Below are 25656 nucleotides of genomic sequence, written 5' to 3'. Positions count from 1 at the left end.
TAGCAACGCCACTATAACTATGCCCATAAAAACCTATGCAAACTCAGCGCGCTATGATCGATTACTCCGTGGTATTTTGTATTTTAGATTCGATATGATCTACTATGGATAAACGAAATTCAAAAATTTGGGCACCAGTAATCGGTCTGGATGGCTTCCGCAAGGAACAGACTGCAGGGCGCGACGAACTCCTATTTAATGAACTACATGGCGAACGGCTCATAGACAAACCGCATAAGCATGACTTTTTTATCATAAATCTGTTCGATAAAGCATCGGGGGTTCATACCATCGATTCTATTGACCATGTCATCAAAGATCATCAGGTTCATGTGCTCTTTCCGGGGCAAATGCACAAATGGCATGTCTATGCGGGTACCATAGGTTATCAACTTATGATTGAACGATCTTTTTTTGAACACTTTGCTCCATTTTTCCGCTTTTCATTTACCAATTACCAAAACCATCCCGTCATTGACCTTACTGCAGATGCTTTTGCACAATTGCATTATGAATTTGAATCTGTGAAGCAGGAGTTAAAAAGAGAAAATTCACTTATTCCATTGATAACCGCCCGAGCGGGAGTCATTGCTGCGATTGTAAGCCGCGAGGCGGAGTCTGCCTTCACCGAATTCAAAGTCTATCAATCTGTTCCACGACTGGCGAAGTTCAATATGCTCATTGATGAATTCTTTAGGGAGCAAAAGCTCGTGGCTTTTTATGCCGAAAAGCTTCATATTTCGCCCAATTACCTCAATATACTGTGCAAAAAAAATCTGAAAATATCAGCCACACAACTTATTCACCAACGGATCAGCATTGAAGCCAAACGTCTTTTGCAAAGCACCGAGCGGTCCATCAAAGAAATTGCCTTTGAATTGGGTTTTGCAGATCAAGCTTATTTTTCGAACTTTTTTAAACAGCAAACCGGAGCAAGTCCGAGCGACTTTAGAGAAAATATTCATGTGGAGGGAGCACCTAAGTTCCTTGAAAGCAAAATCAAAAAAAGATAAATCACACAAAGAATGGCAGAAATATCCCAGCAAAAATGGGATACCGGCTATGTAACTTTGTAAAAGACTGGTAGACTTTTTATTCCGGTCACAAAATAACATAATAGGAAATCAAATGAAATCAACGGCCCTTTCTCGCAAGGAATTTATCAGAAACTCTGCTCTAGCGCTTGCGGGTGCTACATTCATCCCGGGAATGCTATTTGCAGAAAATCGACATAATATGGCTCATCAAGGACTTTTGAGTGGCTACCAAGGTAAAAAAAGCTATACGTTGAAAAACGTGTTATTGGAAACCGGATTTGAGTACGATGGTGATGGTAATGTAACCGCAACAAAGACCGGTCTTTTTTCCATTCAGATCGCAAACGGGAAAATCAAAAATATCAGTGCCAACAGCAACAGTGCTGATGCGATCGATGCAAAAGGGCTTTTGATGCTACCTTCTTTTAAAGATATGCATATCCATTTGGACAAGACCTATTATGGCGACAAATGGCAGGCCGTAAGACGTGGCCCGGGGGGGGTAAAGGGTATGATTGCTCTTGAACAGAAAATTTTGCCCGAACTGCTTAAAAACTCTACCCATAAAGCAGAAAAACTAATCGAACTGCTACAATCCAAGGGCACTGCCTTTGCACGTAGCCATGTTAATATTGAACCCACGTCCAAACTAGATTCTTTACATCATCTGCAACTTGCGCTTGAAAATAAGAAAAATGGATTTGGCGCTGAATTGGTTGCTTTTCCACAACAAGGTGTCTTCTATACCGATTCGGTGCCTTATCTGAAGGAAGCAGCGAAAACCAATATTGATTTTATCGGTGGGGTCGATCCCTTTTCTATTGATGGCGCTATTGAAAAAACAATGGATTTTACGGTTCAACTGGCATTAGATAACAACAAAGGAATTGACATTCACTTACATGAATCCGGAGAATCAGGTTTGAAAACTGTAGAATACTTAATTAATAAAGTAAACGAGAATCCTGTTCTCAAAGGCAAGACCTACCTCAGCCATTGTTTTGTGCTTGGTCGACTGGAAAAAGCCAAACAACAGGAAATGGCCGAGAAACTTGGTGCTGCACAAATCGGTATCGTGTCTACGATCCCATTCGGTGGCTTAATTATGCCTATTCCAACGCTTATGGAAAACAACGTTAAGGTCATGACGGGCAATGACAGCATTGTAGACCATTGGAATACTTTCGGGACAGGCAGTGTACTACAAAAAGCTAATCTTGCAGCTCAGGTATACGGCCAGGCTACCGAATTTGCGCTATCCCGTATGCTGAAACTTGCTACCGCGGGCCCTACTCCATTGGATGACAAAGGCAATATGCAATGGCCAAAGGTCGGCGACAGTGCAGATATTGCCTTCCTTGATGCGAGTTGTTCGGCAGAAGCTATTTCAAGAATATCGCCCGTAAAATCACTTATCTATCAAGGAAATCTAGTTTTCTAGCCCTAAGACAAAGCCGTAAACGATTCATGACTTCAGCTTGGTTGCCAAAACAACCCAGCTAAAAAACTATATCTCCTATGAAAACCAGAAAGGTTCGGGGTAATCATTACCTTCGGGCCTTTTATTTATGCTTTAAAACGCTTTATAATCCATGGTTCAATCCGGTCGCTCAGCAGATAAGCAACCACAAGCATAATACCAATAACAGCCGAAAGCAACAGGTATTTGTTTAAATAGGGGTGCAAATGGTTAAAAATGATAAAGCCGATGTGTTGATGGATTAAATACAGCGGATAGGTTAACATGCCAATTTTAACGAATTTCGGCGAATTGATCACCTGGAGCTTTTTACAGGAAACCAGCAACATAAGCAGGTAAAACACAACGATGGTCGCTCCAATAATATAAGAAGAAAAGTCACTGTGGAAAGTCCGTTCCAGCCAATGAATGCGCCCCACGGCACCATCGATGGAAATGTACAAGCACCAAGGTAAGGCCACAAAATGCTGGACTTTGGGCCCCTGTAAAAAGAGCTGACAAAATATAATTCCAGCAATAAAGTAGGCGCTCCAATCGAGCAAAAAGAACTCGTGGAGTGCGTCATAAATTTCCGAAGGCCCAACAAAAAAGCGCACGCTGGACAATAGCAGCCAAAAATACACCAGGTAATCTAAACTTATTTTTTTAAATTGATTCAGAATAAGGAATAAGGCGATGATCAGGTAAAATTTCAACTCTACATAGAGCGACCAATAAGCGCCATCGACATCCCCCTGTCCCCATAGTTTTTGGACCATGGTTAGATTGGCCAATAGCTGTGTAAATGTGACATGATAACGTGGTGCGCCCCAAAAATAAGAAACGGTAAAAGTCAACAGCAAACAAATCCAATACATCGGATACAAACGCTTGAAACGGGAATAGCAGAACTTACGCAACGAAAGATGCTTGATGGAAAAAGCGATCACAAAACCACTGATGATAAAAAATAAGTCTACGCCCAGGTAGCCATATTTAAAATATTCTCCGACGCCATCGAAACCCAATAGCGACATATTTCCGGCGGCATACCCCCGATATAAATAATGATATAATACGACGGCAGATGCTGCAATAAAGCGAAACAGATCGATTTGGTAAATTCTTTTGGACTCAGACATTTGGCAGCAAATATACGCTGTTTCCAGTAATTTTTCAGACCGGACATGCTCCAGTTGCTGCAGTACACTAAACAGAAATATCCAGCAAAAAAAACAGCGCGTTCATACAATTTTATAACATCATTATGTGACATGTTTACATTGCATTTAGCGCAGTTGCTGAGTAACTTTACGAGAGTTTAATCCCATAAAATAGAGGAAATTATGACAAAGAACCTATTTATACCCCTCATTGCACTTGCAGCCATATGTTTTGGAAATCAAGCCAAAGCCCAGGTGACGGCGACCTCCCAACCTGTCACCGTCAATATCAACTTGACAGATGCCATTTCGATCACCTTAGGAGCAGATCCTACTGTCAATTTTAATTATAATACAGCAGCGGATTATACGGGCGCTAAGACCGTAGAGAAGGCAGCACACTTCACCGTGGTGAGTAACAAACCCTATGATTTGACTGTTGCTGCAACAGCGGCATTTACGCCTGCTGGAGGACCTGCGCTAAATATTGTAACAGTTAATGTACCGTCAGGGAGCGCAAATGGAGGAAGTCCTGTAGCAAATGTACCGTTAAGCACAACAGCCGCATCGTTGGTGACCAATTCAACAGCTTCTACAGGAGCAAGTTATACCGTAGATTATACCATAGCCAATCCTGCATCACTTTTGAATCTTGGCGCATCGGCCTATAGTACAACAGTCACTTATACAGCGACACAACTCTAACTAGAAAGATAATTTTATCCGTGCGATATTATTTAACACTATTCGTCCTTTATATCTGTAATACCCTGATCTATGGACAGGGTATTTCAATATCTCCATCCCGCATTTTTTTTACTGGCGAGCCGGGACAGACCGTCTCTCAGGTAATTACGTTTAGCAACACCTCGAACGCTGAGCTCTATTTTGTCGCCAACCTCAAAGATTGGGACCGCGATTCCATTGGGGTAAAAAAATATTATTCTCCGGGCCAAAAACAGCAATCAAATGCGGCATGGCTTACGCTCTCAGAAAACACGGTACGCCTGGCTCCGGGAGAGACCAAATCGGTGAATCTTTCTATGACGATCCCCAAAGACCCAGCTCCACAGCAGCTAAGCAACACCATGCTTTTTTTCACACAAGTGAAAGAACAAAAAGCAGCTGTTCAAAATGGCCTTAATATGAACGTGCTTATTGAAGTAGGCATTCAGGTTTACCATACTCCTTCCGGATTAAATCCTGGAGATCTGGAATTCCTTGCCTTTGAGGATAGGCATATTATTCCAAGTCAGACGGGGCAATCTGTGCGCCGGGTGGATGTACATGTTAAAAATACAGGACAGATTAACAAGGATGCTTATGTGCGTTTTGAGCTAACCAATACAGAGACAGGAGAGGAAATCCCTATTAAGGCCGTCGCTATCGCGATGCTCCCGAGCTCGGAACAATGGGTACAAATCGACCTTCCAGAGAAACTTGCTGCAGGGCGCTATCTTGCCGTCGCCATATTAGATGCGGGCAGTCAATATGATTTAAAAATTGCAGAAAAAGAAATTACATATTAAGCGCAATGTTGCGGTTTGTTTCCTGGGCTTTTTTAGCTTATCTGGGCAGCATATTCATGCACAAACGACGTCCATCACCTTACCGCAAGCCAATATACAGGCGAGAACCGACTATAATACGGCTATTAACGCGGGCAACTACACAAGTGTAATCACCTTACTTCCTTCTTTTTCCGTAAAATCCACTGCAGCAAATTTTAACAGCACGACAAGTGGAAGTTTTCCAGCCAGTTTAGTTCATATGAAACTTTCGAGTATTGGCAGTCTTGTATTACTTGGGTTGGGCACAAATAATGAAGTCACCCTATCAACTGGTGGCGGTGTACTCTATGCGGCTGTAGCTAGTGTCGCTTCGGGCGCGGTAACCGCCAATGCACGCATTGCTACAGCGAGCCAGACTTGGACTGCAGGGGTATTTACAAATGATGTCAGCTTTTACACGCAAGGAGTATTGGCGGGGTCTATCTCTCCAGCAAGCTTCACGCTATCCATCACCATCCCCGGATTTATCAGTCCCCCAAGCAGTATAGGAACAACGAATATAGCTGTAAACGATCTTAGTTTTTACCGTTCTGCCAATGGAATCAGCGCCAATCAGATTATATCAGTATCAAGCACCGTACCTTACGTCCCAAGTATCCGAACAAGCAGCGCTCAGTTTAGTTTTAGTACTGGCCTTCCCTACAATACATTGCCTGTTTCACCTGTCTCCACAGTGAGCACGACATTAAATGGAGTCGGCACAGCAACCGTGGCCAATCTGTCGACCAGTGATCAGGCACTGACAAGCGCTGCCGGAATAGCTGTTGCGACCAACAACAATAGCTCAATTACACATACCTATACAATCGGATCGGCCTTCCTTAAAAGCAATTTTATACAGGCCGGCACCTATACTGTCCCTCTTACTTATTCCTGGAACAAGTCGTCATCGGTCACCTATCCAACAACACCGGTACAGGCGCAGGCCAGTGGGAATTTAACTATTGTGGTCAGCGACCTCGGAGAAATCGTCGCAAATCAGCAAACCGTTAACCTTCCTTTTACGACGACCAGTAATTATGTTAACGGAGTCAGTACAAATGTGCCCAGCCATTTAAAACTGAGTAAGACAACGCCCTACAACGTATATGTTCGTGCCACTACTTCCAGTTTTACCTCTGGAGTCAACAGTATACCACTAAGTGTTTTGCGGATCGGTCCAATGGCTGGCCAAACTGGAGTAAACACAGTTACCCTGTCCACAACGGCCCAACAGCTCATCCAAAATGCCGATCCCGTCATCGATCGCACACTCAATATGCTGTACAGCATCCCCGCTTCGCAGACCAGCAATCTTCTGGGTAAACCGGCAGGTACTTATACCGCGAATATCATCTATAGCTTTGTAGCTCCTTAAAATCTTTTAATGCCAACTTTGCGTCGTTGATCCCGATAACGCAAGGATGGAAGCTCATTCAGTCCCTCGGCTTTCACTTCTGCTTCGCAATTCGAATTTTCAATGGCAAAAGGCATCCCTTCCGAATCAACCGTCAACTTATAAAAGCCTACAGGCAAATAGAAAATATATGCGCCGTCCTCGTTGGTCAATGTATTGTATTTCTTTCCCTGACGGTCAATGGCAGTGATGCGGATACCACTCAGATCAGGCTTAGACTCCAGGTATTTAGTGGCAATTAACTGTATTTTGCCCCTGGCAGATTTAGTTTTGATAAGGGGTATATCCACAGACTTGTTCTTGGATAGCACAACGGTTGAAGGTCCCTGCGAAATCCAGCCTTGATTGTTCTCCGCTTGAATTGAAAAAGAGCCCGCTTCCATTTCAACAAATTTAACGCGTCCCTTCGCATCTGTGATGGCTGCTTCCTTTCCAATTCGAATCAACACAGATTCCACAAATGGCTCATCATCATCCCGGATTCCATTGTTGTTCTTATCGTCAAAACAAGTCAACGCTAAGCTATAGCCTTTATAACTACCTGTCCGTCCAAAACTCTTTTCTATCCCCACTCTGATCTGCCTGTTGTTAAACGAATAGCGATCTAGCGGCTGCGGTTGTGGCGAATTTATTGGATCTGTCATAAACAGTAATTTCCCTCTGATAAACGTATAAAAAATATCTGCAGTGAGACTCCAGTTGTCTTTCATTCGCCAACGCGCATTTCCATTGATGGACAAATTGTTACTCCTCGAAAAGCCATAATAACTGTACATGGTGGCCAGCTGTACTTGTAAATTATGACCGAATGCCTCAAAGTGTGTATTAGGTCCTAGCGAATACATGCTATAGTTCGAATTGGTATAGGTAGCCAAAAGATCACTCAAATAATACGGATTGATCTGAACAAATGCATTAAAGCCAACGAGTGCATGGTCATAGTTACCCGATACCCGCAGGGAGTGAAAAGGAGCTATCGGCTTTTCAGCGGTATTTCTGTAAGTATAACCATAGTCGGTCTGAAGCGAAAAACGATGGGATTTCGTAAAAAAATTAAGGTCCGCAACGGTTCTTACTGAACTCGACTTCCAGTTTACGGCATTACTCCCCAGCCCTAACCAGCTGTGATAATCGGCACCTTGCTTCATCCAATAAGGCCGCAGATCAATCTTCAGTCGCCCAAGCGCCGTACGGTAACCGAGCTCATAAATTTCAATCCGATTACTATTGTTAAAAAAGTAATTCCGATCGCCAATTTGATACTTGGGCCGATTATCCATAAAGCTTATTCTGGCCGAGAGGCTTTTGATGTCATCCAATGGAATAACAATACGTGAATCCGACTGCAGCAGCCCTCGCCTAAGCCCTACATAATAAGGTGAGCTATAATAATTGGAACTTGAAATCTGGAACTGCTCAAAAATCCCATTATAATTTATGCCAGCAGCGAACCCCGCCTTTTGACCGCCAATATCTACCCTTTCGATGCTTGTACCAGCTTCCCAGGTAAGATTTTGATTCTCCGACCAGTCTTTGTATCCTTTTCCACTGAGCAGGTGACTCCGGACATTTCGATAATTATCGCTACTATGCAAATATGCTAGGCTTCTTTCTTGATTTTTTTCAGATGTCGAGGCATACTTAAGTCCCAGGACCCCGCCTCCGGGCGAAAAAGTATTCAGCTGATTCCATAGGAAATAATTATTTTGCACAGCATACACACTAATGGATCGGGACTTATCAAACTTATAACTTGCCCGCATACCTCGGCCGTTTACATATTGATCCAGGTTTTCGTAAATATTACCAGCCTTCAGCCCCCATTTTTCAGTTTGATAATCGAGGTAACTATCGTACATCGTAAAAGCATGCTGGTCTTGAAAATAATCCATATTCATGCGATAGCTCAACGAAGTTCCCTTATTCAATTCAAGATTTCCATAGCCCTGAAGTTGATATACATGGATATCCTGCCCCATACTCAGATAACGTAAGGCAGCCATATTGCTGTAGGGCTGATTCTGTAAGTTCATATCGGATCCAAAACGTTTCACACTCCCGACGGTCATAATGCGGACCCGATTGGCGGCCAGTTGCTTGCCACCAGCGCCAATCGCCACCATCGACAGGTCGACATCTGTGGCCACTTTCCTGGTTCGCATATGGGCTGTAAATCGCAAAACAGATTGTCCCCCTGCCGCCAAGGTGGTTGGTAAAGTTTCCCCGATGATTTCAAGTTCAGAAGGAACATTTGCAAACTGAAGCTGAAATGTCAGTGGTACCAATCCCGTATTGACAGTACGCACCAGAAACTGTGCCTGCCCTGTAGATTGATCTATAAAATACTCCGGTTGTTCAGATTGAATCAATAGCGCTGCCTGAACATCCATTTTTGTATAGAAAATTTGCGGGGGCTGTATATTGACAGCAGCCTCTTTCGAACGCAGCCCGATACTAAATTTTTGTATTGCATCCGAGATCGTCCGCCGGTCGGTCATGTATTTCAAGGGAAAGCTTTTCGTTTCATGTGCCTTCAGCTGTATTAATGGTGGCAATTTGATCAATCCTTGCAATGCCTTCGTATCGTTGGACTCAGTGCTTAGTTCAATTGTTCGATCCGTGTTGTTAACAATAATTAATTTGTTTGAAAATGTTTGGGATGGCGTGATCCGAAGGGAATCGTATTCGAAATGATAGGCAATATCGTATCGTTGCTGACTTTTCGCTATGGATAAGAAAAGCGCAGTATAGCAGAAAAGAAACACAAAAATTAAAAGGCTTCTTATTGGCATCGCATATCAATCAAGTATCCATAAAAATCAGGCTAAATTTAAAGAGATCGAAATTTAGGCAGTCACATATTCATGTAACGAATTATTAAGCGGTCAATTGAGCGATCAGTTCACCTTTGCTATTAATCTGAAATTTTCTATAAATTCGCTTGATATAAATACGGACTGTATCCAAGGAAATCGCATATTTTTGGGCAATCATTTTATAACTTAGCCCCTCAATAATGCCATTGGCGATCTGCAATTCCCTTGCAGTCAGCAGATTTTCGGATTGCTTGGCGCTGAACGCCTGCTCAATCAAAGCACGATTGACAGAAGGACTAATAAAAGAACCATTTCCCAAGGTCATTGTTATCGCATTTTTTAACGATTGCAGACATGTCTTCTTCAGCATATAGCCCACAGCGCCTTGTCTAAAGCAACTACGCACCACCTTTACATCGCAATTATTGGTCAGTACTAATATTTCGGCACGTGGAAACAGGCTCTTAACCCGTTCAACAATTAAGCTATCTTGATGATCAATATCGATAATCATCACATCAGGGATTTGGTTGCGACGGGAAGAAGCAAGTGTATCCTGATCAAACAGTACATGTATCGGTATTGTTGATTCAGATTTATCGTTTTTGGATATGTTTTCCTTTGTTTGTATCCGCTCTTTCTCATCTATATCAATTATTCCAACTGTAATCATGATATTTCACATTTTATTAAATTGAAAACTATAAGCTTAACTAATTCTCACGCTATATTCATCCCAGTCTGATCAACCTATTGTAGTAAAGACAAACCTGTCCTTAAAATTGTTTCTAAAGAAAAAAATAGCCAAAATAAAATTCAGACCCAGTTAAAATTAACAACGTTAAAAATGAATTTCACAATAATTTACTTAAGACCAACAAATAGATTGAAAACAATTTATATAAATATAATTTTTATTATTTAGAAATTCAAGTTTCCTTGTTGGAAAATTCAAGATAATAACATTATCTGCGATTGACAACGCTACCAAAAGCGATCTAAACTTTACTAAAAACTTAATTATATTTGAAAAAAAATTCCGATGAGCCGCCTTTCTATCTTATTTACTTTTATTTCAACAATGTTGTTCAGCTCTTTTGCCTACGGCCAAAATAGTGGCTGGGACAAGTTAGACAAGCAACTCGCGGAAGCAAGCAACGATTCGACCCGAGTATTGGCTTATTATAAAACCGCCTCAGAAATTTACCGCAACAATCCCCAAGAAGCACAGGAAATTGTTTCAAAAGGCATTAATATGGCTTCAGAAAAGAAGTTTTCAGCGTTGGAAATTGACTTGCTTAATCTCCAAGGTGTTATATATCTGAAGCTAAATAAGTTCGATGAAAGTGTAAAAACCCATTTTAACGTACTCAAAAAGCGGGAAGAACGTAACGATAAGAAAGGGGTGATGCTTTCTTACCTTAACATAGGAAATGTCTTTAATAAGAGTTATGATCCCGATCAGGCTTTAAAATACTACCAACGAGCACTAGACCTTTCAAAGGAAATTCATGATACCAGGAATCGAGCCAATATATCAACCAATATTGGGAATATATATGCGCAAAATGCATTGAATGGAGAAAACAAGAAGGATGTAGACCATGCTATTAACTACTTAGTAAAAACGGTTGAATTCTGTAAAGCCAATGCGCCGGAAGTTGATCTATTTAACACCTACATTTTACTAAGCTATCTCTATCTCAAGGCGGATAAACTCGAGTGGAGTACGTACTATACCGACCTTGCAATTGATATCACCACGACAAAAAAAGACCCTGTTGGTGAAAGTTATGCCCGTATTAATCGAGCCAATATTTACGTCAAAGAAAAGCGTTTTGATCTGGCAGCAAAAGAAGTAGCTCTTATCAAAAGTGTGATCGCAAAAAGCGGTTTTACAAATTTGACGGAAGATCTTCAAGGGGATTTTGACAAAATAGCAAAAGCAATCAAAGCGCAGGATGCACATTTAATACTGAGCGATCAAGATAGTTCGGATCGGAAGTTTCACGAAGATGCCGAAGTCCTCCGCGTACGTATCCGGGAAGAACTCCGCGAAAAGTATGAAAGCGACAAGAAAGAGCTTGAAAATAAAAACTTATTACTGAAAAACGCGAATGTAGAACGAGAAGCCCATTGGATAAAATTGATTTGGCTAGCCACCTTCTTTGTCCTTTTAATTATCTCAGTTATGGTACTGTTACTGATCAAAAAGAACAGACTATTACGTGAAGAAAAACAGAAAGTCGTTCAGCAAGCCGCCGAGATCAGGCATCAACATGAAGATCTTGTCCAGGCAGATCGATTTCGATCGAGCATCTTTTCCGTTGTCTCCCATGACCTCCGAAGTCCTTTGTCAACTTTCCAAGCGCTGCTTGCTGTATCCAAAATTGTCGACCTTCCAGCAGACGAAATTAAAAGTATGCTAATCAATATAGGCAATCAAGTTACAACAGCTTCCAAAATGCTCGATAGCCTACTCGTATGGTCTTCACAACAAATGGCAAATGAAAAGCTTGAAATACAGGAAATTTCACCTTATCAAATTGTTAGGGAATGTGAGGCATTATTTATCGATCGGATTAATCTAAAAAATTTATCAATAGACGTCCGTATTTCCCCTCAATTGACCATCCAAAGTGATGTTAAACGATTTGAATTTATTATTCGCAATATCTTTAACAACGCTATTAAGTTTTCCTTTAGTGGTAAGACTATTATTTTCGACCAGCGGGAAACAGACAGCGAAGTACTTATTTCAATTACAGATCAGGGAATTGGAATGGACGAGCGAAAAATTGCTGCACTTAAAAATATGGAGAAACAGCAACACAGTCTAGAAGGCACTTTTGAAGAAAAGGGAGCAGGTATCGGCCTAATGCTTTGCCATGAATTTGCAAACCGTATGGGTTATTCGATTACGGTTGAAAGTAGCGAAGGTTTTGGAAGTACATTTATCGTTCATATACCAAAATAGCATTCTGTCCCAGAAAACAGAATGCAAATAAATGATTAAAAGCTTTTTACAATTCGCTTTAAGTACTCTCCGTACCCTGACTTACAGAGAGGTACAGAAAGTTTTAGCAACTGCTGGACATCAATGTAACCCATTCTGTAAGCGACTTCTTCAATTGCTCCTATTTTCATTCCTTGCCGCTCCTCGATTACTTGCACAAATTGACCTGCTTGCATAAGCGACTGTATAGTCCCGGTATCCAACCATGCTGTGCCACGATCAAAAATACCGACCTTTAATTTGCCCCGGCGAAGATACTCTTTATTGATATCCGTGATCTCGAGCTCACCACGAGGAGAAGGCTCTATATTCTTAGCAATCCGAACCACCTCGTTGTCATAAAAATAAACGCCAGGAACAGCATAATTCGACTTTGGAAATTGTGGCTTTTCTTCAATAGAAATAACGTTATTTCTTTCATCAAATTCAACGACACCATACCGTTCCGGATCCTGCACCGGATAGGCAAAGACTACCCCACCATCAGGATCTGCCGATGATTGCAATAGTTTTGAAAGCCCTGAGCCATAAAAGATATTATCGCCTAAAATTAAGGCTACTTTATCCTCACCAATAAATTCTTCTCCAAGCAAAAATGCTTGCGCCAGTCCATCTGGACTAGGCTGCTCTTTATATTCGAAGCGACAGCCTAATTGCGAACCATCCCCCAATAACTTTTCAAAATTTGGCAAGTCTTGCGGTGTCGATATAATCAAAATCTCGCGTATACCAGCCAGCATCAATGTCGACAAGGGGTAGTATATCATAGGTTTATCATATACAGGCATTAATTGCTTGCTTACGGCCAATGTAAGTGGGTGTAAGCGAGTCCCTGAGCCCCCAGCTAATATAATTCCTTTCATTTTACTTTTATTTAATAAAAAAGACTTTACAACGATATTGACAAAGTCTCCTTATTCTTTCTAATTATCTTTAAATCCTTCAGCGAGCATATCGCCCAGACTTATTTTCCAATCCGGCACTTCCACGCCAAATATTCTCTTAATTTTTGATTTATCAAGTAGCGAATACTTTGGCCTGCGAGCAGGTGTGGGGTACGCACTTGTGGGAATCGGTTTTACCTGACAATCGAACGATCGGAAATCACGTATTGCTACAGCAAAATCGTACCAAGAAATTTCACCTTCGTTGCTATAATGATAAATACCACCCTCCCATTCGTAGGAATCTACAATTTTTACTATTACCGAGGCTAGATCCTTCGCATAGGTCGGGCTTCCAATTTGATCCTTAATGACACCTACTTCATCACGCTCATCCATTAAACGACACATGGTTTTAACAAAATTTTTGCCGTAGGTGGAATATACCCAAGAGGTACGTATGATGATTGCTTCAGGACACCATTTTTGGATTGCCTGTTCCCCGGCCAGTTTCGTTCGTCCATATACATTGATAGGGGCTGTATGGGCAGTTTCTGCTAAAGCAGAAGCAGAAGACCCGTCAAAAACATAATCTGTCGAAATAGCGATTAGGCGTGTACCATGTAGATGGCAGTATTGTGCGATCTCTTCGCAAGCTACGTGATTGACCAAATCAGCCGTTACCTGATCCTCTTCCGCTTTATCCACAGCCGTATAAGCTCCCGCATGAATAATAAGGTCCGGCTCATACATTGCCAAAATTTGCTGTATGATCTGAATTTGATCCAATGGTAATTGTTTCCGGTCTAGAAAATAACACTCCTTTTGGGTATTATCCCACAAAAGATCTTTTAGTTCTGAGCCAAGTTGTCCTGAAGCTCCGGTTATAACAATCCGCATATCCTATGATATTAATTTCAAACGTAACTCTTCAAAGGATTGTGCCTTCTGATCTTTTTGAGAGAGAATCATTCGTTCGCTAGGAATTTGCCAGTCTATCGCTAATTCTGAATCCAATGGATTTACACCATCTTCCGACTCTTTATGGTAGCCGTTGTCACATTTATAGAAAAAGACCGCATGTTCAGACAATACAGAAAAGCCATGCAAAAAGCCTCTAGGAACAAATAATTGCTTTTTATTTTCAGTCGAAAGTTCAACCGAAATATGCTGCCCAAAAGTAGGTGATCCTGGACGCACATCGACAGCGACATCCAATACTTTACCTTCCACAACACGGACCAATTTCGCCTGCGCATTTTCACCGGCCTGTAAATGTAGACCTCGCACCACACCAAACTGTGATTTGGATTGGTTATCCTGTACAAAGTGCGGTGTGTAACCGAGTATGGCGGTTAGTTTGTTTTCATTAAAAGCTTCAAAAAAATAACCTCTCTCATCTTCAAATACAGTCGGTTCAAGTATAAAACAGCCTTTTAATTTTGTTTCCGTATATGTCATGCTATGCGTCTTTGTATTGGTTGTCGTAATATTTTTGATAATCACCAGAAGTCACGTGATCCAACCACTCGTGATTAGCTAAGAACCAGTCTATCGTCCGGGATAAACCCTCTTCAAAGGTTACCGAAGGTTTCCAGCCCAATTCCTGATTAATCTTCGTGGCATCAATGGCGTAGCGCAAATCATGACCAGGTCTGTCTTTCACAAAGGTAATCAACTGTGCTGAGGAGCCTTTTTCACGCCCCAATTTCTCATCCATTTGTTTGCACAGCTCCTTGATCAGGTCTATATTTTGCCATTCATTGAATCCACCCACGTTATAGGAATCGCCATTTTTCCCTTCATGAAAAACGAGGTCGATGGCTTTTGCATGGTCTATTACGTATAACCAATCGCGAGTATATTTCCCATCACCGTAAACAGGTAGCGGTTTATGATTTAAAATATTATGAATGCACAGCGGAATCAATTTCTCCGGGAAATGATTCGGTCCATAATTATTGGAGCAGTTCGTTAAAACAATAGGCAAGCCATAAGTATCATGATAAGCGCGCACAAAATGATCGGAGCTTGCTTTGGAGGCCGAATACGGTGAGTGGGGATCGTAGCTTGTTTCTTCCGTAAAAAATCCGGTGTCACCGAGCGCGCCAAACACCTCATCCGTTGATACATGGTGAAATCTCTTTCCTTCAAAATTATCCTTCCAAATTGTCTTCGCCGCATTCAATAAATTGACCGTTCCAATCACGTTAGTCATAACGAAAGCCATGGGATCGACAATTGAACGATCGACATGCGACTCTGCAGCCAAATGGATAATACCATCGGGCTGATATTCTTGAAAAATAGCCGCGACAGCCTGCTGATCCGTAATATCCGCCTTAACAAAGGTATAATTTGGCAAATGCTCTATATCCTTTAAATTCTCTAGATTACCAGCATAGGTCAAAGCATCCAAATTTATAATTTGATATTCAGGGTATTTCAACACAAACTCACGGACAACGTGTGAACCTATAAAGCCTGCTCCTCCAGTAATTAAAATTGTTTTATTCATATAATGATTCTCGAATGTTTAGACCATTGGTCTGCGAATGATGAGTTCACCAAATAGTTCGCTAAAATTAGGATGATTTTTGTTAATTGACAAGTTTTAATCCATGAGTAAATGGAATAAACAAAAAAAGCCTTCTATTCAGAGGGCTTTTCACTTCTTTATCGTGCTATTATCTAAAACTTACCTGTTTTATAATAGCATTACAATACATTCTTTACCAACGAATATACCGGCACCTCCGCTGCGGATTCATGAATCAATTCGATCTCCTTTTCCTCCGCCACTGTATCCAGCACTTCATATTCCGAATTTTGGGATTTAAACTCCGGAACAATTTGCTTCATTCCGGCAACAAGCTCCATAAAATCTGGCAATTTAGTATCAGCATCCAAAATCCGCTGACAGATCGCATTAATACGTTCTGCTTTAAGCGACAATTCATCGTGATTTACTTTTGCGATCATGATTTTTGGATGGTGTGTCTTTACCGTATTCTCATTATTTGCCAACAATTCCTCATAAATTTTCTCGCCAGGACGGAGCCCAACAATTTTAATATCAATATCTTCCGGGTAACGATAACCTTTCAATTTGATCATGCGTTTTGCCAGATCGATGATTTTAACAGACTTGCCCATATCGAACACAAAGATCTCACCTCCTTTACCCATCACGCCAGCCTCTTGTACCAATTGACATGCTTCGGGTATGGTCATAAAGAAACGCGTGATTTCAGGATGGGTCAGGGTAAGTGGGCCACCTTCTGCCATTTGCTTCTCAAAGAGCGGGATAACCGAACCATTTGAACCAAGTACATTTCCAAAACGTGTAATGATAAAACTCGTATTGGATTTACCACTGCAACTGCTCACATAAATCTCAGCCATGCGTTTAGTCGCCCCCATCACATTGGTTGGGTTAACAGCCTTATCCGTAGATACCATGACCATCTTTTTAGTGCCATATTGCATACAGAGATCAGCCACATTTTTGCTTCCCAATACATTGGTCTGAATCGACTCGTAGGGGTTCGCTTCCATTAATGGCACGTGCTTATAAGCCGCGGCATGAAAAACCAAATCGGGTTTGTATTGCGCAAAAATTTTCTGCATAAAGGCATAATTACGCACATCACCAACCACGCAATGCATCTGCTCAGGCTGTGTAGCCCTGATCGACTGCTGGATATCATATAGCGCAGACTCGGCTTGATCCAATAGAATCAACGTCTTATAGTGACGTCTGGCGATCTGACGGGCCAATTCCGAACCGATGGATCCGGCGGCGCCGGTCACCAAAATCACCTTCCCTTGCATCTCTTGTTCAATTTCAGGATGATCCAATTTGATCGGCTTACGTCCCAATAAATCTTCAATCTTTAGTGGCCTGATTTCACGTTTGGCTCCTGAATTAAGTAAAATTCGTGCCGGCGGCATGATTTTGAGTTCAAGTCCAATATTTTGGAACCAGTCTGATACATATTCCAAACGCTCGGGGTCATTATTTTCAACTGCGATGATGACCTGCGAAATTTGGCATTTTTCGACATAGTCTTTTGTAATCTCGGTAATATCTTTAATTTTAATTCCTGCTAATCGCTTTCCTATCCGTGATATCTTATCTTCCACAAAAGCAACTACTTGATATTTCGTTCTCGGATCCTCCTTCAATAAGGAGAATGATACTAGGCCTGGTCTCGAAGCTCCAAATATCAACACATTTTCACCTTTCCGGCTAGGCAAGAAGAGATATTCGTAAATTGTCCGATAGATTACACGTGCGCCTACCATAATAACCAGCAATATTGTGGCTTGCATAGTCAACACACCGTAAGACAATCTAAGATAATCTCCCGCCAAAGTTCCTTTCTCAAAAATAGCTTTAATAATGAAGGTGAACAGCATTAAAATCACATAGGCAGAACCAACTGTTTTAAAGATTTTAATGGTATCCCGAATACCCGTCTGCCGAACGATACCCCTAAAAGTATCATAGCATAAAAACATTAAAAGGTATATCGGCAATATCACGACAACTTTCTTCAACATCAATCCGATATCAAATACCCCCTTAAAGTTATTGACCACAAAATTAGAAAAGACGTAGCTTGCAAATACAAACCACATATCGATCATTAAAATGACCCATCTTGGATTGTCCTTTCTCAGGCGCCTTCTTAAATCTCCTAGAGAACCCATCATAGCTTTTTCTCTTATTTAATTAAAATTTTACTGACCGTGTCTGCGACAAACGAACACGATCTGATATGGCTTTATTACAATATTTTACAAAGGAGACGCAAGATAGTCAAATTTTCACACGTCAAACACCTCTTTGATAAAATATCATTAAAAAAGAACCCTAATCATTCGATCAATTTATCAACGTGGATTAAGCAACTATTATACCGAAACTGTTACATTGACAAAATATTATGAAATATCATTATAATTTAAAATGCAGGCTCATAAAAGACCAATATTTACCGGCATCCTTCGATACAATCCGGCATTCTATGCACCACCTTAGTTACTAACATGATTATTGGCATATTGTTTGTGTTAATTTATTGATAGTCATGGAAAGGAATTAAATTTTTACTTCTCCGCTTAATATAAACTGAAACGCCGCTCCTTAACTAAACTATTTTTCACAACATAATTAATGTACATCATGGGATTTTTTAGCAACCTGTTTGGGAAAAAGACTTCATCTATTCGCTCTTTTGCGCAGTTGGAATTTCTAGAAGTAGATATGCATAATCATCTGTTGCCAGGTATTGACGATGGAAGCGATTCTGTACAACAGTCCTTACATTATATACAGGAGCTTCAACGCTTAGGCCTTAAAAAGTTTATCTGTACGCCACATATCATGGCTGGTGTTCATCAAAACACCAAATTCAGTATTGAACATGCGAAAGATTCGCTTGTCGAGGGACTAAAAAACTCGGCCAATAATGTGGATATATTTGGCGCTGCCGAGCATATGATTGACGAAAATCTTCCTTTACTAATTCGTGAAAATGAATTGTGCGTCATGCCCGGTGGTTATGTGCTGATCGAGATGTCGTACCTTTCAGAATCGAAAGCTTTATTCCACACGATTAGAGATATTCAAAAATTAGGGTATAAACCCATTCTTGCGCATCCCGAACGCTATAATTATTACCATAGCAATTTTAATATTTATAAGCAAATTAAAGATGCAGGTTGTCTGCTACAGTTAAATCTCCTTTCATTAAGCCGATATTATGGTGTCGATGTGAAAGCCATTGCTATGACTCTATTGAAATCAGGCATGTATGATTTTGTGGGAACTGACCTGCACCATCAGCGCCATCTGGACGCTTTAAAAAATATTGTTGAGAAATACCCCATTCGTGAGATGTTGAAAACCTCACCAATTTTAAATGAAACGCTTCTTGATCATATCACGCAGCATAAAGCGCAAGTTATCGCTGGATAAAGCAATAATATAACAGATTGGCGTTAATACTTTATAAACATGTTTTAAAATACGCTATTGTCTTGGACAGTCCTTCTTCCAGTTGAACTGTAGGATTCCAACCCAAGCTTTTCTTCGCAAGTTCAATGTCTGGTTTTCTTTGTTGTGGGTCGTCCTGTGGTAATGGTAAAAACTTAATCTTTGATTTTGATCCAGTTTGTAGAATCACCTGTTCCGCCAATTGTAGTATAGTGAATTCATTGGGATTACCAATGTTTACCGGCCCAATAAAAGACTTTTCAGTAGCCATCATGCGGATCATTCCTTCTACCAGATCATCTACATATTGAAAACTACGAGTCTGATTGCCTTCACCATAAATGGTAATGTCTTTATTTTGAAGAGCTTGCATAATAAAATTAGAAACTACACGTCCATCCTGAGGGTGCATGCGTGGACCATAAGTATTAAATATCCGTACGATCTTTATCGCAATATGATGCTGTCGGTGATAATCCATAAAGAGCGTTTCTGCACATCGCTTTCCCTCATCATAACAAGATCGAATACCGACAGGATTTACATTTCCCCAATAGCTTTCTTGCTGCGGATGAACCTTCGGATCGCCATATACTTCACTGGTAGAAGCTTGTAAAACGCGTGCGTTGACCCGTTTTGCAAGCCCAAGCATATTGATCGCTCCCATCACCGAAGTTTTAATGGTTTTAATTGGATTGTACTGATAATGAACAGGGCTTGCTGGACAGGCCAGATTATATATTTCATCAACCTCAGCCAAAAAAGGCTCCGTCACATCGTGCCGCACAAGCTCAAAATAGGGATTCTGTAGCAAATGAACAATATTCGATTTATCCCCAGTAAAAAAATTGTCCATACAGACCACTTCATTACCATCGTTCAATAAACGTTCACAAAGATGAGACCCTATAAATCCAGCTCCACCCGAAACCAGAATTCTTTTTTTTAGGTTATACATAAATTATCAATTTATAATTTCGAGTTTTTACCGATTAGATGCTGTGTCCATTAGCGGAATACGAAAACCGAAACGGGAGCCGACATTTTCTTCCGACTCAAAAAAGAATGCTCCACCATTTTGATGGATAAAATGGTAAACTACCCATAGACCTAAACCTTTACCTTTCTCCCGCATAGGGGTTATCTTTCCCTCTTCCATTATCTGCTCTTGCAGTTGGCGTTGTGCTTCCACACTCATTCCTACCCCCGTATCGACAAATTCAACAAGAACATCATCTCCATCTCGGTATAAATTCAGCTTAATCAGGGAATCTTCATGGCTAAACTTCACAGCATTAATCAAAAGATTCCTTAAGATACTTTTCATGATATCCGCATCAAAAAAGATTTGTAATCCGGATTGTAATGTTAATTGAATTTCGATATTTTTTAATTTAGCTGTAGGCTGAAGAGTCTCTACCACACCTTTGATCATTTCATCGAGTTCAATTTCTTGTGGCATATAGCTCAATACACCCAGGCTGTTTTTGGTCCACTTAAGCAGATTGTCCAAAACACTGAAAAGTTGTTCCGCAATATCATTGCCTGTATTGATCATATCTCCATACCCAGTATCACTTCCCTCAGGACTCATAGTCAAAATATTTAAGATCATTTTGAGCGAAGAAATCGGACTTCGGAGATCGTGTGCCAGAATAGCATACATTCTATCGCGGTTTAATATTGCTTCCTGAAGCTGTGCTGTCTGCTTGGCAATTGTATGGCTCGATTCAATAAGCTTGATTTGATGTTTGATGCGCTGAAGTAATTCCTTTTTATTGAAAGGTTTCGGAATATAATCTACACCGCCACTATCAAATCCACGTACAACATCATCCGGCGATTTTAAGTTCGTAATAAATAACACTGGAATATGCTTATAGAGCTCCATGGATTTCAGTTCCTTGGTTAGATCAAATCCGTTGGTATTCCCCATCATGACGTCCATTAAAATAAGATCTATCTTTTGCTGTTGCAAATTTTCAAATGCCCCTTTAGCACCGGAAGCGGAGAATACGTTGAAGTGCTCACGTTCTAAAATCTCTTTTAGCACAAAAAGATTGAGCTCAGAATCCTCTAAGATCAGAATATTATACATTGAAAAATCGATTTCCATAGATCATTATTAGCTTGTTTAGACACTGTCTAGAAGGATGCTATCCTTTTTATAAAATTCATAAATCAATAATACACTAATAATTGCACCCATAATTTGTGTAGCAAAAATGTTATATATCAATTTACTTTAAAATCAACCAATACAGGAAGATGATCGCTATAATCTACATCGCCTGTTCTGTAATTTACAGCCTGAAAAGTAGCTCCAGAAAAGAATACAAAGTCAATGCGAAAGAGCTTCATTAAATTACTGTAAGTATATCCATAGCCATTCCCTGCTTCGCGAAAAGCATCCTTTAAGTTTCCTTTAATTTTATGATAACTATAGGAATTAGGACTATTATTAAAGTCACCGCAAATAACCGTAGGAAAAGAAGATTGATCGATTAAATTTCTTAAATAATCAGCCTGCCCACCTCTCAGCCTAAAATTTTCAGACATTGTTTTAATTGCATTCCACCATTTAAAGGCCGTATTCTCAGCAGGCAGTAAATCCCCTTTTACCTGGTTCCAATTTGTTGTCTGCAAGTGACATGTTCCGATCCTGATCTTTTCGCCTCTGAGGGAAAGATCGGCAAAAAGTGCACAGTTAGGCCGCTCTTTAAACGAAACAGCCTGTACTGAGTCCAGCGGAAATTTACTTAAGATAGCAAGTTGATTCTGCCCGGATTTACTCCCTGTCATTATGAAATATTGAAACTGGCCAAACGACTGCTTGAGTTCCGACACGGAACAGTCGGCAGGGACTTCCTGTAAACATAAGGTATTTACTCGCTGCGAATCAATATAGGAAGCAATCTGTTGCATCGAAGATAGATTAAAAATCATTTTGAATTCACGAACGTTGTAAGATGCGAAATGTATGTCTATCGTTTCTGTTTGCGCTATCCCGTTTATCTGAATTACTTTTATGAAATAATGAAAGTTAGCCAATAGTGCTATTAAAGGGCAAATACTGTACCAACTACGCTTATATACCCCGATAATAAAAAAAAGAAAATTACTACATATAAGCCCTGGTAACAACACACCAATCCATTGGAAAATAACAGTGGTCTGCGGGGAAATAAACAAAGCCAAAAACGAAAAGGAGGCAAGTATAGCCACCATAAGGATGACAATCCGGATCAGCAACCCGGAGATGTTCACCGGCCTAAATTCAATACCTTTAGTCATGGTGTGCTCTTTTAATTTTGTTCGCTTAAGGGCAATCTTATGCTAAAAGTAGCTCCTTGTCCAAGCTCCGATTCGACACCCAGCTGTCCATTCATCTGCTCAACAATACTTTTGCAAATTGCCAGCCCCAATCCCGTACCCTTATCCATTGAATTAATCTTATAAAATCTATTGAAGATCAACTGTTGATTTTCCTTGGCTATGCCAATACCATTATCTATAACATAGAATTCTACATGATCATTACTTAATCTGTAACCAACGTGTATAGTACCCTCAGGTGGTGTAAATTTTAAGCTGTTGTTAATTAAATTGACAAGTACCTGAATCACTCTTCCACGATCCAAACGTGTCACCAATTCCTTTTCAGGAATGTCAAAAATTATGGCTGGCTGTTCCTCATCTGACAAGAAACTCATCGATAGCTCGTTTAATATTCCTTTAAGGGACACGTCCGAATTCTTTAACCTTACTTTACCCGCATCCATCTGTGACATTTCCAATACATCCGTTATCAGCCGTAGCAACTGGCTGCTATTTGCATTGAGGAGCTCACCATATTCCTTTCGCAGCTCAGGATCTGGCGTATCGGCAATAATACTTCCAAAGCCCATAATGGCGCTAAGCGGCGTCCGGATTTCATGATTCATATTGGAGATAAATGCAGATTTTAACCGCTCAGATTCCTCAGCAGCTTCTTTTGAACGCAACAGCTGCTCCTCGTAACGAAGCTGATCCGAAATATCCCGCTTGATGGTCCAGATGATATCTTCACCGTTACCATTTTTGATCATCAACGAACTGCATTCTGAGCCAATTATATCCAGTTCTGGATACACCGTATCACAACGATATTGATAATAACCCGAAGCAGAAATGATTTTTCGAACAGATAAGGCCCAGGCTTCTTCTGTTGTAAACTCCCGCAGGCATTCAAAAACTTTTAAGCCAGCAATGATCTCTTCTTCTTTCAGGCCATTTTGCTGTCGGCATGCCTTATTCGCAAAAGCCATCGTCCCATTTTTATGGCATGCGAAAATACTGTATGGTGCATTATCAACAACAGCAAGCACCATTTCAAGTTCATTTCGATTCTTAATAAAATCGCTTACATTCTGTGAAAAGCCATCTATGATACGAATATTGTTTTCAAGGCGTTTCGCATATTTTGTCGCCCGTACATACGTGATGGGTGTATCGGGCTGTTTTATCCGGTACTCAAATGTGCTATACTCAATAGCGTCATTATGCAGAAAAGCCTCCATCTTCTTTCTATCATCCGGGTGAACCTGTGCGAGCAGATCCTGCAAAGCGATTTTCTCAGGCTCTTCAAGATTTTTCTTTCGAAGGTTCGAATAGCCATTATGCGTAAACTCCTGCTGCTGCTGATCATAAGTCCAATGCCCAATCATAGCGACCTTTCCCACCTCAAGTTGGGCGGTCAGTGCAGATTTAAGGCGGTACTTCATGTTACTACGCTGCGTGATATCCCGATATTGGCAAATCAGATGTTCCTCGTCAAATTTGTGAATGACGAACTTAAAATAATACATCTGCTCTTCAGTAGGCAGGTCGTAATTTAGATTGGAAGTCTCTCCTGTTTGGCGGCAAAAGTTAAATTCATGTTCGATAAGCGCCGAAGTTGGCTGAGGTAAAATAGACAACAAATTTTTCCCAACTATATCAATATCGGAATTTAAAACCGGATTGTTTGTCTTCATTATCGCATCTACACATATATTATCTTTATTCACCAGCAACAATGTATCACAAGTCATATTCAAGACCTTCTCCAAGAACTTTAAATCATGTAATATTTTTTTATCCATAACATTCATTAGATTATTTTCTTTGAGATTTCTCCCACCCGCCAATAAAGCTTCTACTAAACAAATAATAAATCCCGCGTATTACATTGATGTTCATAAACAGAAAGTAATATGGAATATAAAACAACTTTGTACTATTGGGATTATTTCGCATCAAATACCCTAAAACCGCACAAAGATAAAAGACACACTGAAGCACAAAAATGACAGAAAACACATTGAGAGGTGACAAACACCGATATCCAAGCATTGCCGCCAAGGGGAAGAGTGTAAAAAGCGCAAAAGGTGTAACAGACCAACGCAATACACGATGTGAAATATATTGAAAGCTCAACTTTCCAAATTTAAAGCCATTTAGTAACGGCAGTAATCTTCCTATAGACTGCCATCCCCCAGCAGCAATACGTCGTTTCCTTTTTCCTTCCTCTTCCATATTCAGCGAACCATATTCAACAGCATAGGCGTCCGCTGTGTATGCAATACGGTAGCCTTTTAATGCGATGCGCATGGATAGCATAAAATCATCCAACAAGGTATCTTCCTCCATCGCAGCGAATAATTCTGTCCGTATAGCAAACAATTCTCCAGCGGCACCTACAGCAGAATAAAATTCGTAATCCAATTTTTTTAATAGCGACTCATATTTCCAATAGGCTCCCTCACCTTTTGAAGAAACAGTATCGTCATTATCAAAAGCCACTCTTTTTTCACCCGAGACACAGCCAATTGTCGGATCTTCAAATTGGCGAGCAATAATCTTCAACGCCCCGGCATTCAGTAAACAATTTGCATCGCTAAAGACGACAATTGGAGTTTTCACATATTCCATACCGTGATTAACGGCAGCTGTTTTACCTTTCCTATGGGCTGAACCGATAATCTTTACCATCGGATACTTTGCTAACAGCTCACGACTATCATCAGTACTTCCGTCTATAACCCAAAGAATGTTTAATTTATCTTTAGGATAATCAAGCTCAAGGCAGTTCAGCATTTTATCTGCAATTATTTCGGACTCATTGTAGGCTGTAATAAATAGGGTCAATGGCGGAAGCTCATTCCCGTCGCTATTTTGAAACATCTCCTTTATGGCAATAGGGTATGGAAATAATCTTGCCAATATATAAATTATGATAGCATAACCGATATAGGTATATAGCACTAAGGATATACAAGTCCAGAAGACA

The 25656-nt window shown here is 40.5% G+C and carries 20 protein-coding genes; 7 read left to right on the top strand and 13 right to left on the bottom strand.

The window, feature by feature from the left end:
- Positions 1 to 104: 104 nt before the first annotated feature.
- The gene (locus BGP15_RS18200; protein ID WP_286770408.1) at positions 105 to 1013 is read left to right on the top strand and encodes a helix-turn-helix domain-containing protein; all 909 of its coding nucleotides are present in this window, start codon (positions 105 to 107) and stop codon (positions 1011 to 1013) included.
- Positions 1014 to 1128: 115 nt separating this feature from the next.
- Positions 1129 to 2478, top strand: coding sequence for an amidohydrolase (locus BGP15_RS18195; protein WP_286770407.1), 1350 nt, complete (start codon positions 1129 to 1131; stop codon positions 2476 to 2478).
- 125 nt (positions 2479 to 2603) lie between these two features.
- On the opposite strand, the gene BGP15_RS18190 is transcribed toward BGP15_RS18195, so the two are convergent.
- Positions 2604 to 3638 (bottom strand): acyltransferase family protein, encoded by a 1035-nt coding sequence (locus BGP15_RS18190; protein ID WP_286770406.1) that lies wholly within the window; start codon positions 3636 to 3638, stop codon positions 2604 to 2606.
- A 204-nt stretch (positions 3639 to 3842) separates the two neighbouring features.
- Here BGP15_RS18190 and BGP15_RS18185 point away from each other — a divergent pair, with 204 nt between their 5' ends.
- From BGP15_RS18185 to BGP15_RS18175, 3 genes are read left to right on the top strand one after another with little or no spacing between them, the layout of a single operon-like run.
- Positions 3843 to 4364, top strand: coding sequence for a hypothetical protein (locus tag BGP15_RS18185; RefSeq protein WP_286770405.1), 522 nt, complete (start codon positions 3843 to 3845; stop codon positions 4362 to 4364).
- 20 nt (positions 4365 to 4384) lie between these two features.
- Entirely contained in the window at positions 4385 to 5188 is an 804-nt protein-coding gene (locus BGP15_RS18180) for a fimbrial biogenesis chaperone (RefSeq protein ID WP_286770404.1), read from the top strand.
- On the top strand, positions 5163 to 6587 hold the full coding sequence (locus tag BGP15_RS18175; RefSeq protein ID WP_286770403.1) for a hypothetical protein: 1425 nt from the start codon (positions 5163 to 5165) through the stop codon (positions 6585 to 6587). The genes BGP15_RS18180 and BGP15_RS18175 overlap by 26 nt, the downstream gene beginning before the upstream one ends.
- Here the strand turns inward: BGP15_RS18175 and BGP15_RS18170 are convergent.
- Together BGP15_RS18170 and BGP15_RS18165 are read right to left on the bottom strand one after the other, a co-directional pair.
- Positions 6584 to 9418 (bottom strand): MSCRAMM family protein, encoded by a 2835-nt coding sequence (locus BGP15_RS18170; RefSeq protein WP_286770402.1) that lies wholly within the window; start codon positions 9416 to 9418, stop codon positions 6584 to 6586. The genes BGP15_RS18175 and BGP15_RS18170 overlap by 4 nt on opposite strands.
- Before the next feature lie 85 nt (positions 9419 to 9503).
- A complete protein-coding gene (locus tag BGP15_RS18165; protein ID WP_053003644.1) occupies positions 9504 to 10115 on the bottom strand; it encodes a LuxR C-terminal-related transcriptional regulator in 612 nt (203 codons plus the stop codon).
- A gap of 369 nt (positions 10116 to 10484) precedes the next feature.
- Between BGP15_RS18165 and BGP15_RS18160 the strand changes: the two genes are divergently transcribed.
- Positions 10485 to 12419 carry a tetratricopeptide repeat-containing sensor histidine kinase gene (locus BGP15_RS18160; protein WP_286770401.1) on the top strand — a complete coding sequence of 645 codons (1935 nt, stop codon included), beginning with the start codon at positions 10485 to 10487 and terminating at the stop codon, positions 12417 to 12419.
- A 35-nt stretch (positions 12420 to 12454) separates the two neighbouring features.
- On the opposite strand, the gene rfbA is transcribed toward BGP15_RS18160, so the two are convergent.
- From rfbA to BGP15_RS18135, 5 genes are all read right to left on the bottom strand, one after another.
- Entirely contained in the window at positions 12455 to 13321 is an 867-nt protein-coding gene (rfbA, locus tag BGP15_RS18155) for a glucose-1-phosphate thymidylyltransferase RfbA (protein ID WP_286770400.1), read from the bottom strand.
- A 60-nt stretch (positions 13322 to 13381) separates the two neighbouring features.
- The gene (gene rfbD / locus BGP15_RS18150) at positions 13382 to 14242 is read right to left on the bottom strand and encodes a dTDP-4-dehydrorhamnose reductase (protein WP_286770399.1); all 861 of its coding nucleotides are present in this window, start codon (positions 14240 to 14242) and stop codon (positions 13382 to 13384) included.
- Between the two features lie 3 nt (positions 14243 to 14245).
- Entirely contained in the window at positions 14246 to 14803 is a 558-nt protein-coding gene (gene rfbC / locus BGP15_RS18145; protein WP_286770398.1) for a dTDP-4-dehydrorhamnose 3,5-epimerase, read from the bottom strand.
- Position 14804: 1 nt separating this feature from the next.
- Entirely contained in the window at positions 14805 to 15860 is a 1056-nt protein-coding gene (gene rfbB, locus BGP15_RS18140) for a dTDP-glucose 4,6-dehydratase (RefSeq protein WP_286770397.1), read from the bottom strand.
- A gap of 200 nt (positions 15861 to 16060) precedes the next feature.
- Entirely contained in the window at positions 16061 to 18061 is a 2001-nt protein-coding gene (locus BGP15_RS18135) for a polysaccharide biosynthesis protein (RefSeq protein ID WP_286770396.1), read from the bottom strand.
- Between the two features lie 472 nt (positions 18062 to 18533).
- On the opposite strand from BGP15_RS18135, the gene BGP15_RS18130 reads away from it, so the two are divergent.
- A complete protein-coding gene (locus BGP15_RS18130; protein ID WP_286770395.1) occupies positions 18534 to 19328 on the top strand; it encodes a tyrosine-protein phosphatase in 795 nt (264 codons plus the stop codon).
- A 31-nt stretch (positions 19329 to 19359) separates the two neighbouring features.
- Here BGP15_RS18130 and BGP15_RS18125 read toward each other — a convergent pair whose 3' ends face one another.
- The 5 genes from BGP15_RS18125 to BGP15_RS18105 all read right to left on the bottom strand — a co-directional run bounded on the left by BGP15_RS18125 (position 19360) and on the right by BGP15_RS18105 (position 25589).
- On the bottom strand, positions 19360 to 20304 hold the full coding sequence (locus BGP15_RS18125; RefSeq protein WP_286770394.1) for a UDP-glucuronic acid decarboxylase family protein: 945 nt from the start codon (positions 20302 to 20304) through the stop codon (positions 19360 to 19362).
- Between the two features lie 27 nt (positions 20305 to 20331).
- A complete protein-coding gene (locus BGP15_RS18120; protein ID WP_286770393.1) occupies positions 20332 to 21462 on the bottom strand; it encodes a hybrid sensor histidine kinase/response regulator in 1131 nt (376 codons plus the stop codon).
- Between the two features lie 119 nt (positions 21463 to 21581).
- Positions 21582 to 22640, bottom strand: coding sequence for an endonuclease/exonuclease/phosphatase family protein (locus tag BGP15_RS18115; protein WP_286770392.1), 1059 nt, complete (start codon positions 22638 to 22640; stop codon positions 21582 to 21584).
- An 11-nt stretch (positions 22641 to 22651) separates the two neighbouring features.
- A complete protein-coding gene (locus tag BGP15_RS18110; RefSeq protein ID WP_286770391.1) occupies positions 22652 to 24469 on the bottom strand; it encodes a PAS domain-containing sensor histidine kinase in 1818 nt (605 codons plus the stop codon).
- Between the two features lie 13 nt (positions 24470 to 24482).
- Complete coding sequence (locus BGP15_RS18105; RefSeq protein WP_286770390.1) at positions 24483 to 25589, bottom strand: glycosyltransferase family 2 protein; 1107 nt, start codon at positions 25587 to 25589, stop codon at positions 24483 to 24485.
- Positions 25590 to 25656: the final 67 nt, after the last annotated feature.

The organism is Sphingobacterium sp. 40-24 (assembly GCF_001899705.1).
GTDB classification, from domain to species: domain Bacteria; phylum Bacteroidota; class Bacteroidia; order Sphingobacteriales; family Sphingobacteriaceae; genus Sphingobacterium; species Sphingobacterium multivorum.
Note: the sequence above shows the minus strand (reverse complement) of the source record. Positions and strands in the feature narration are given on the sequence as shown.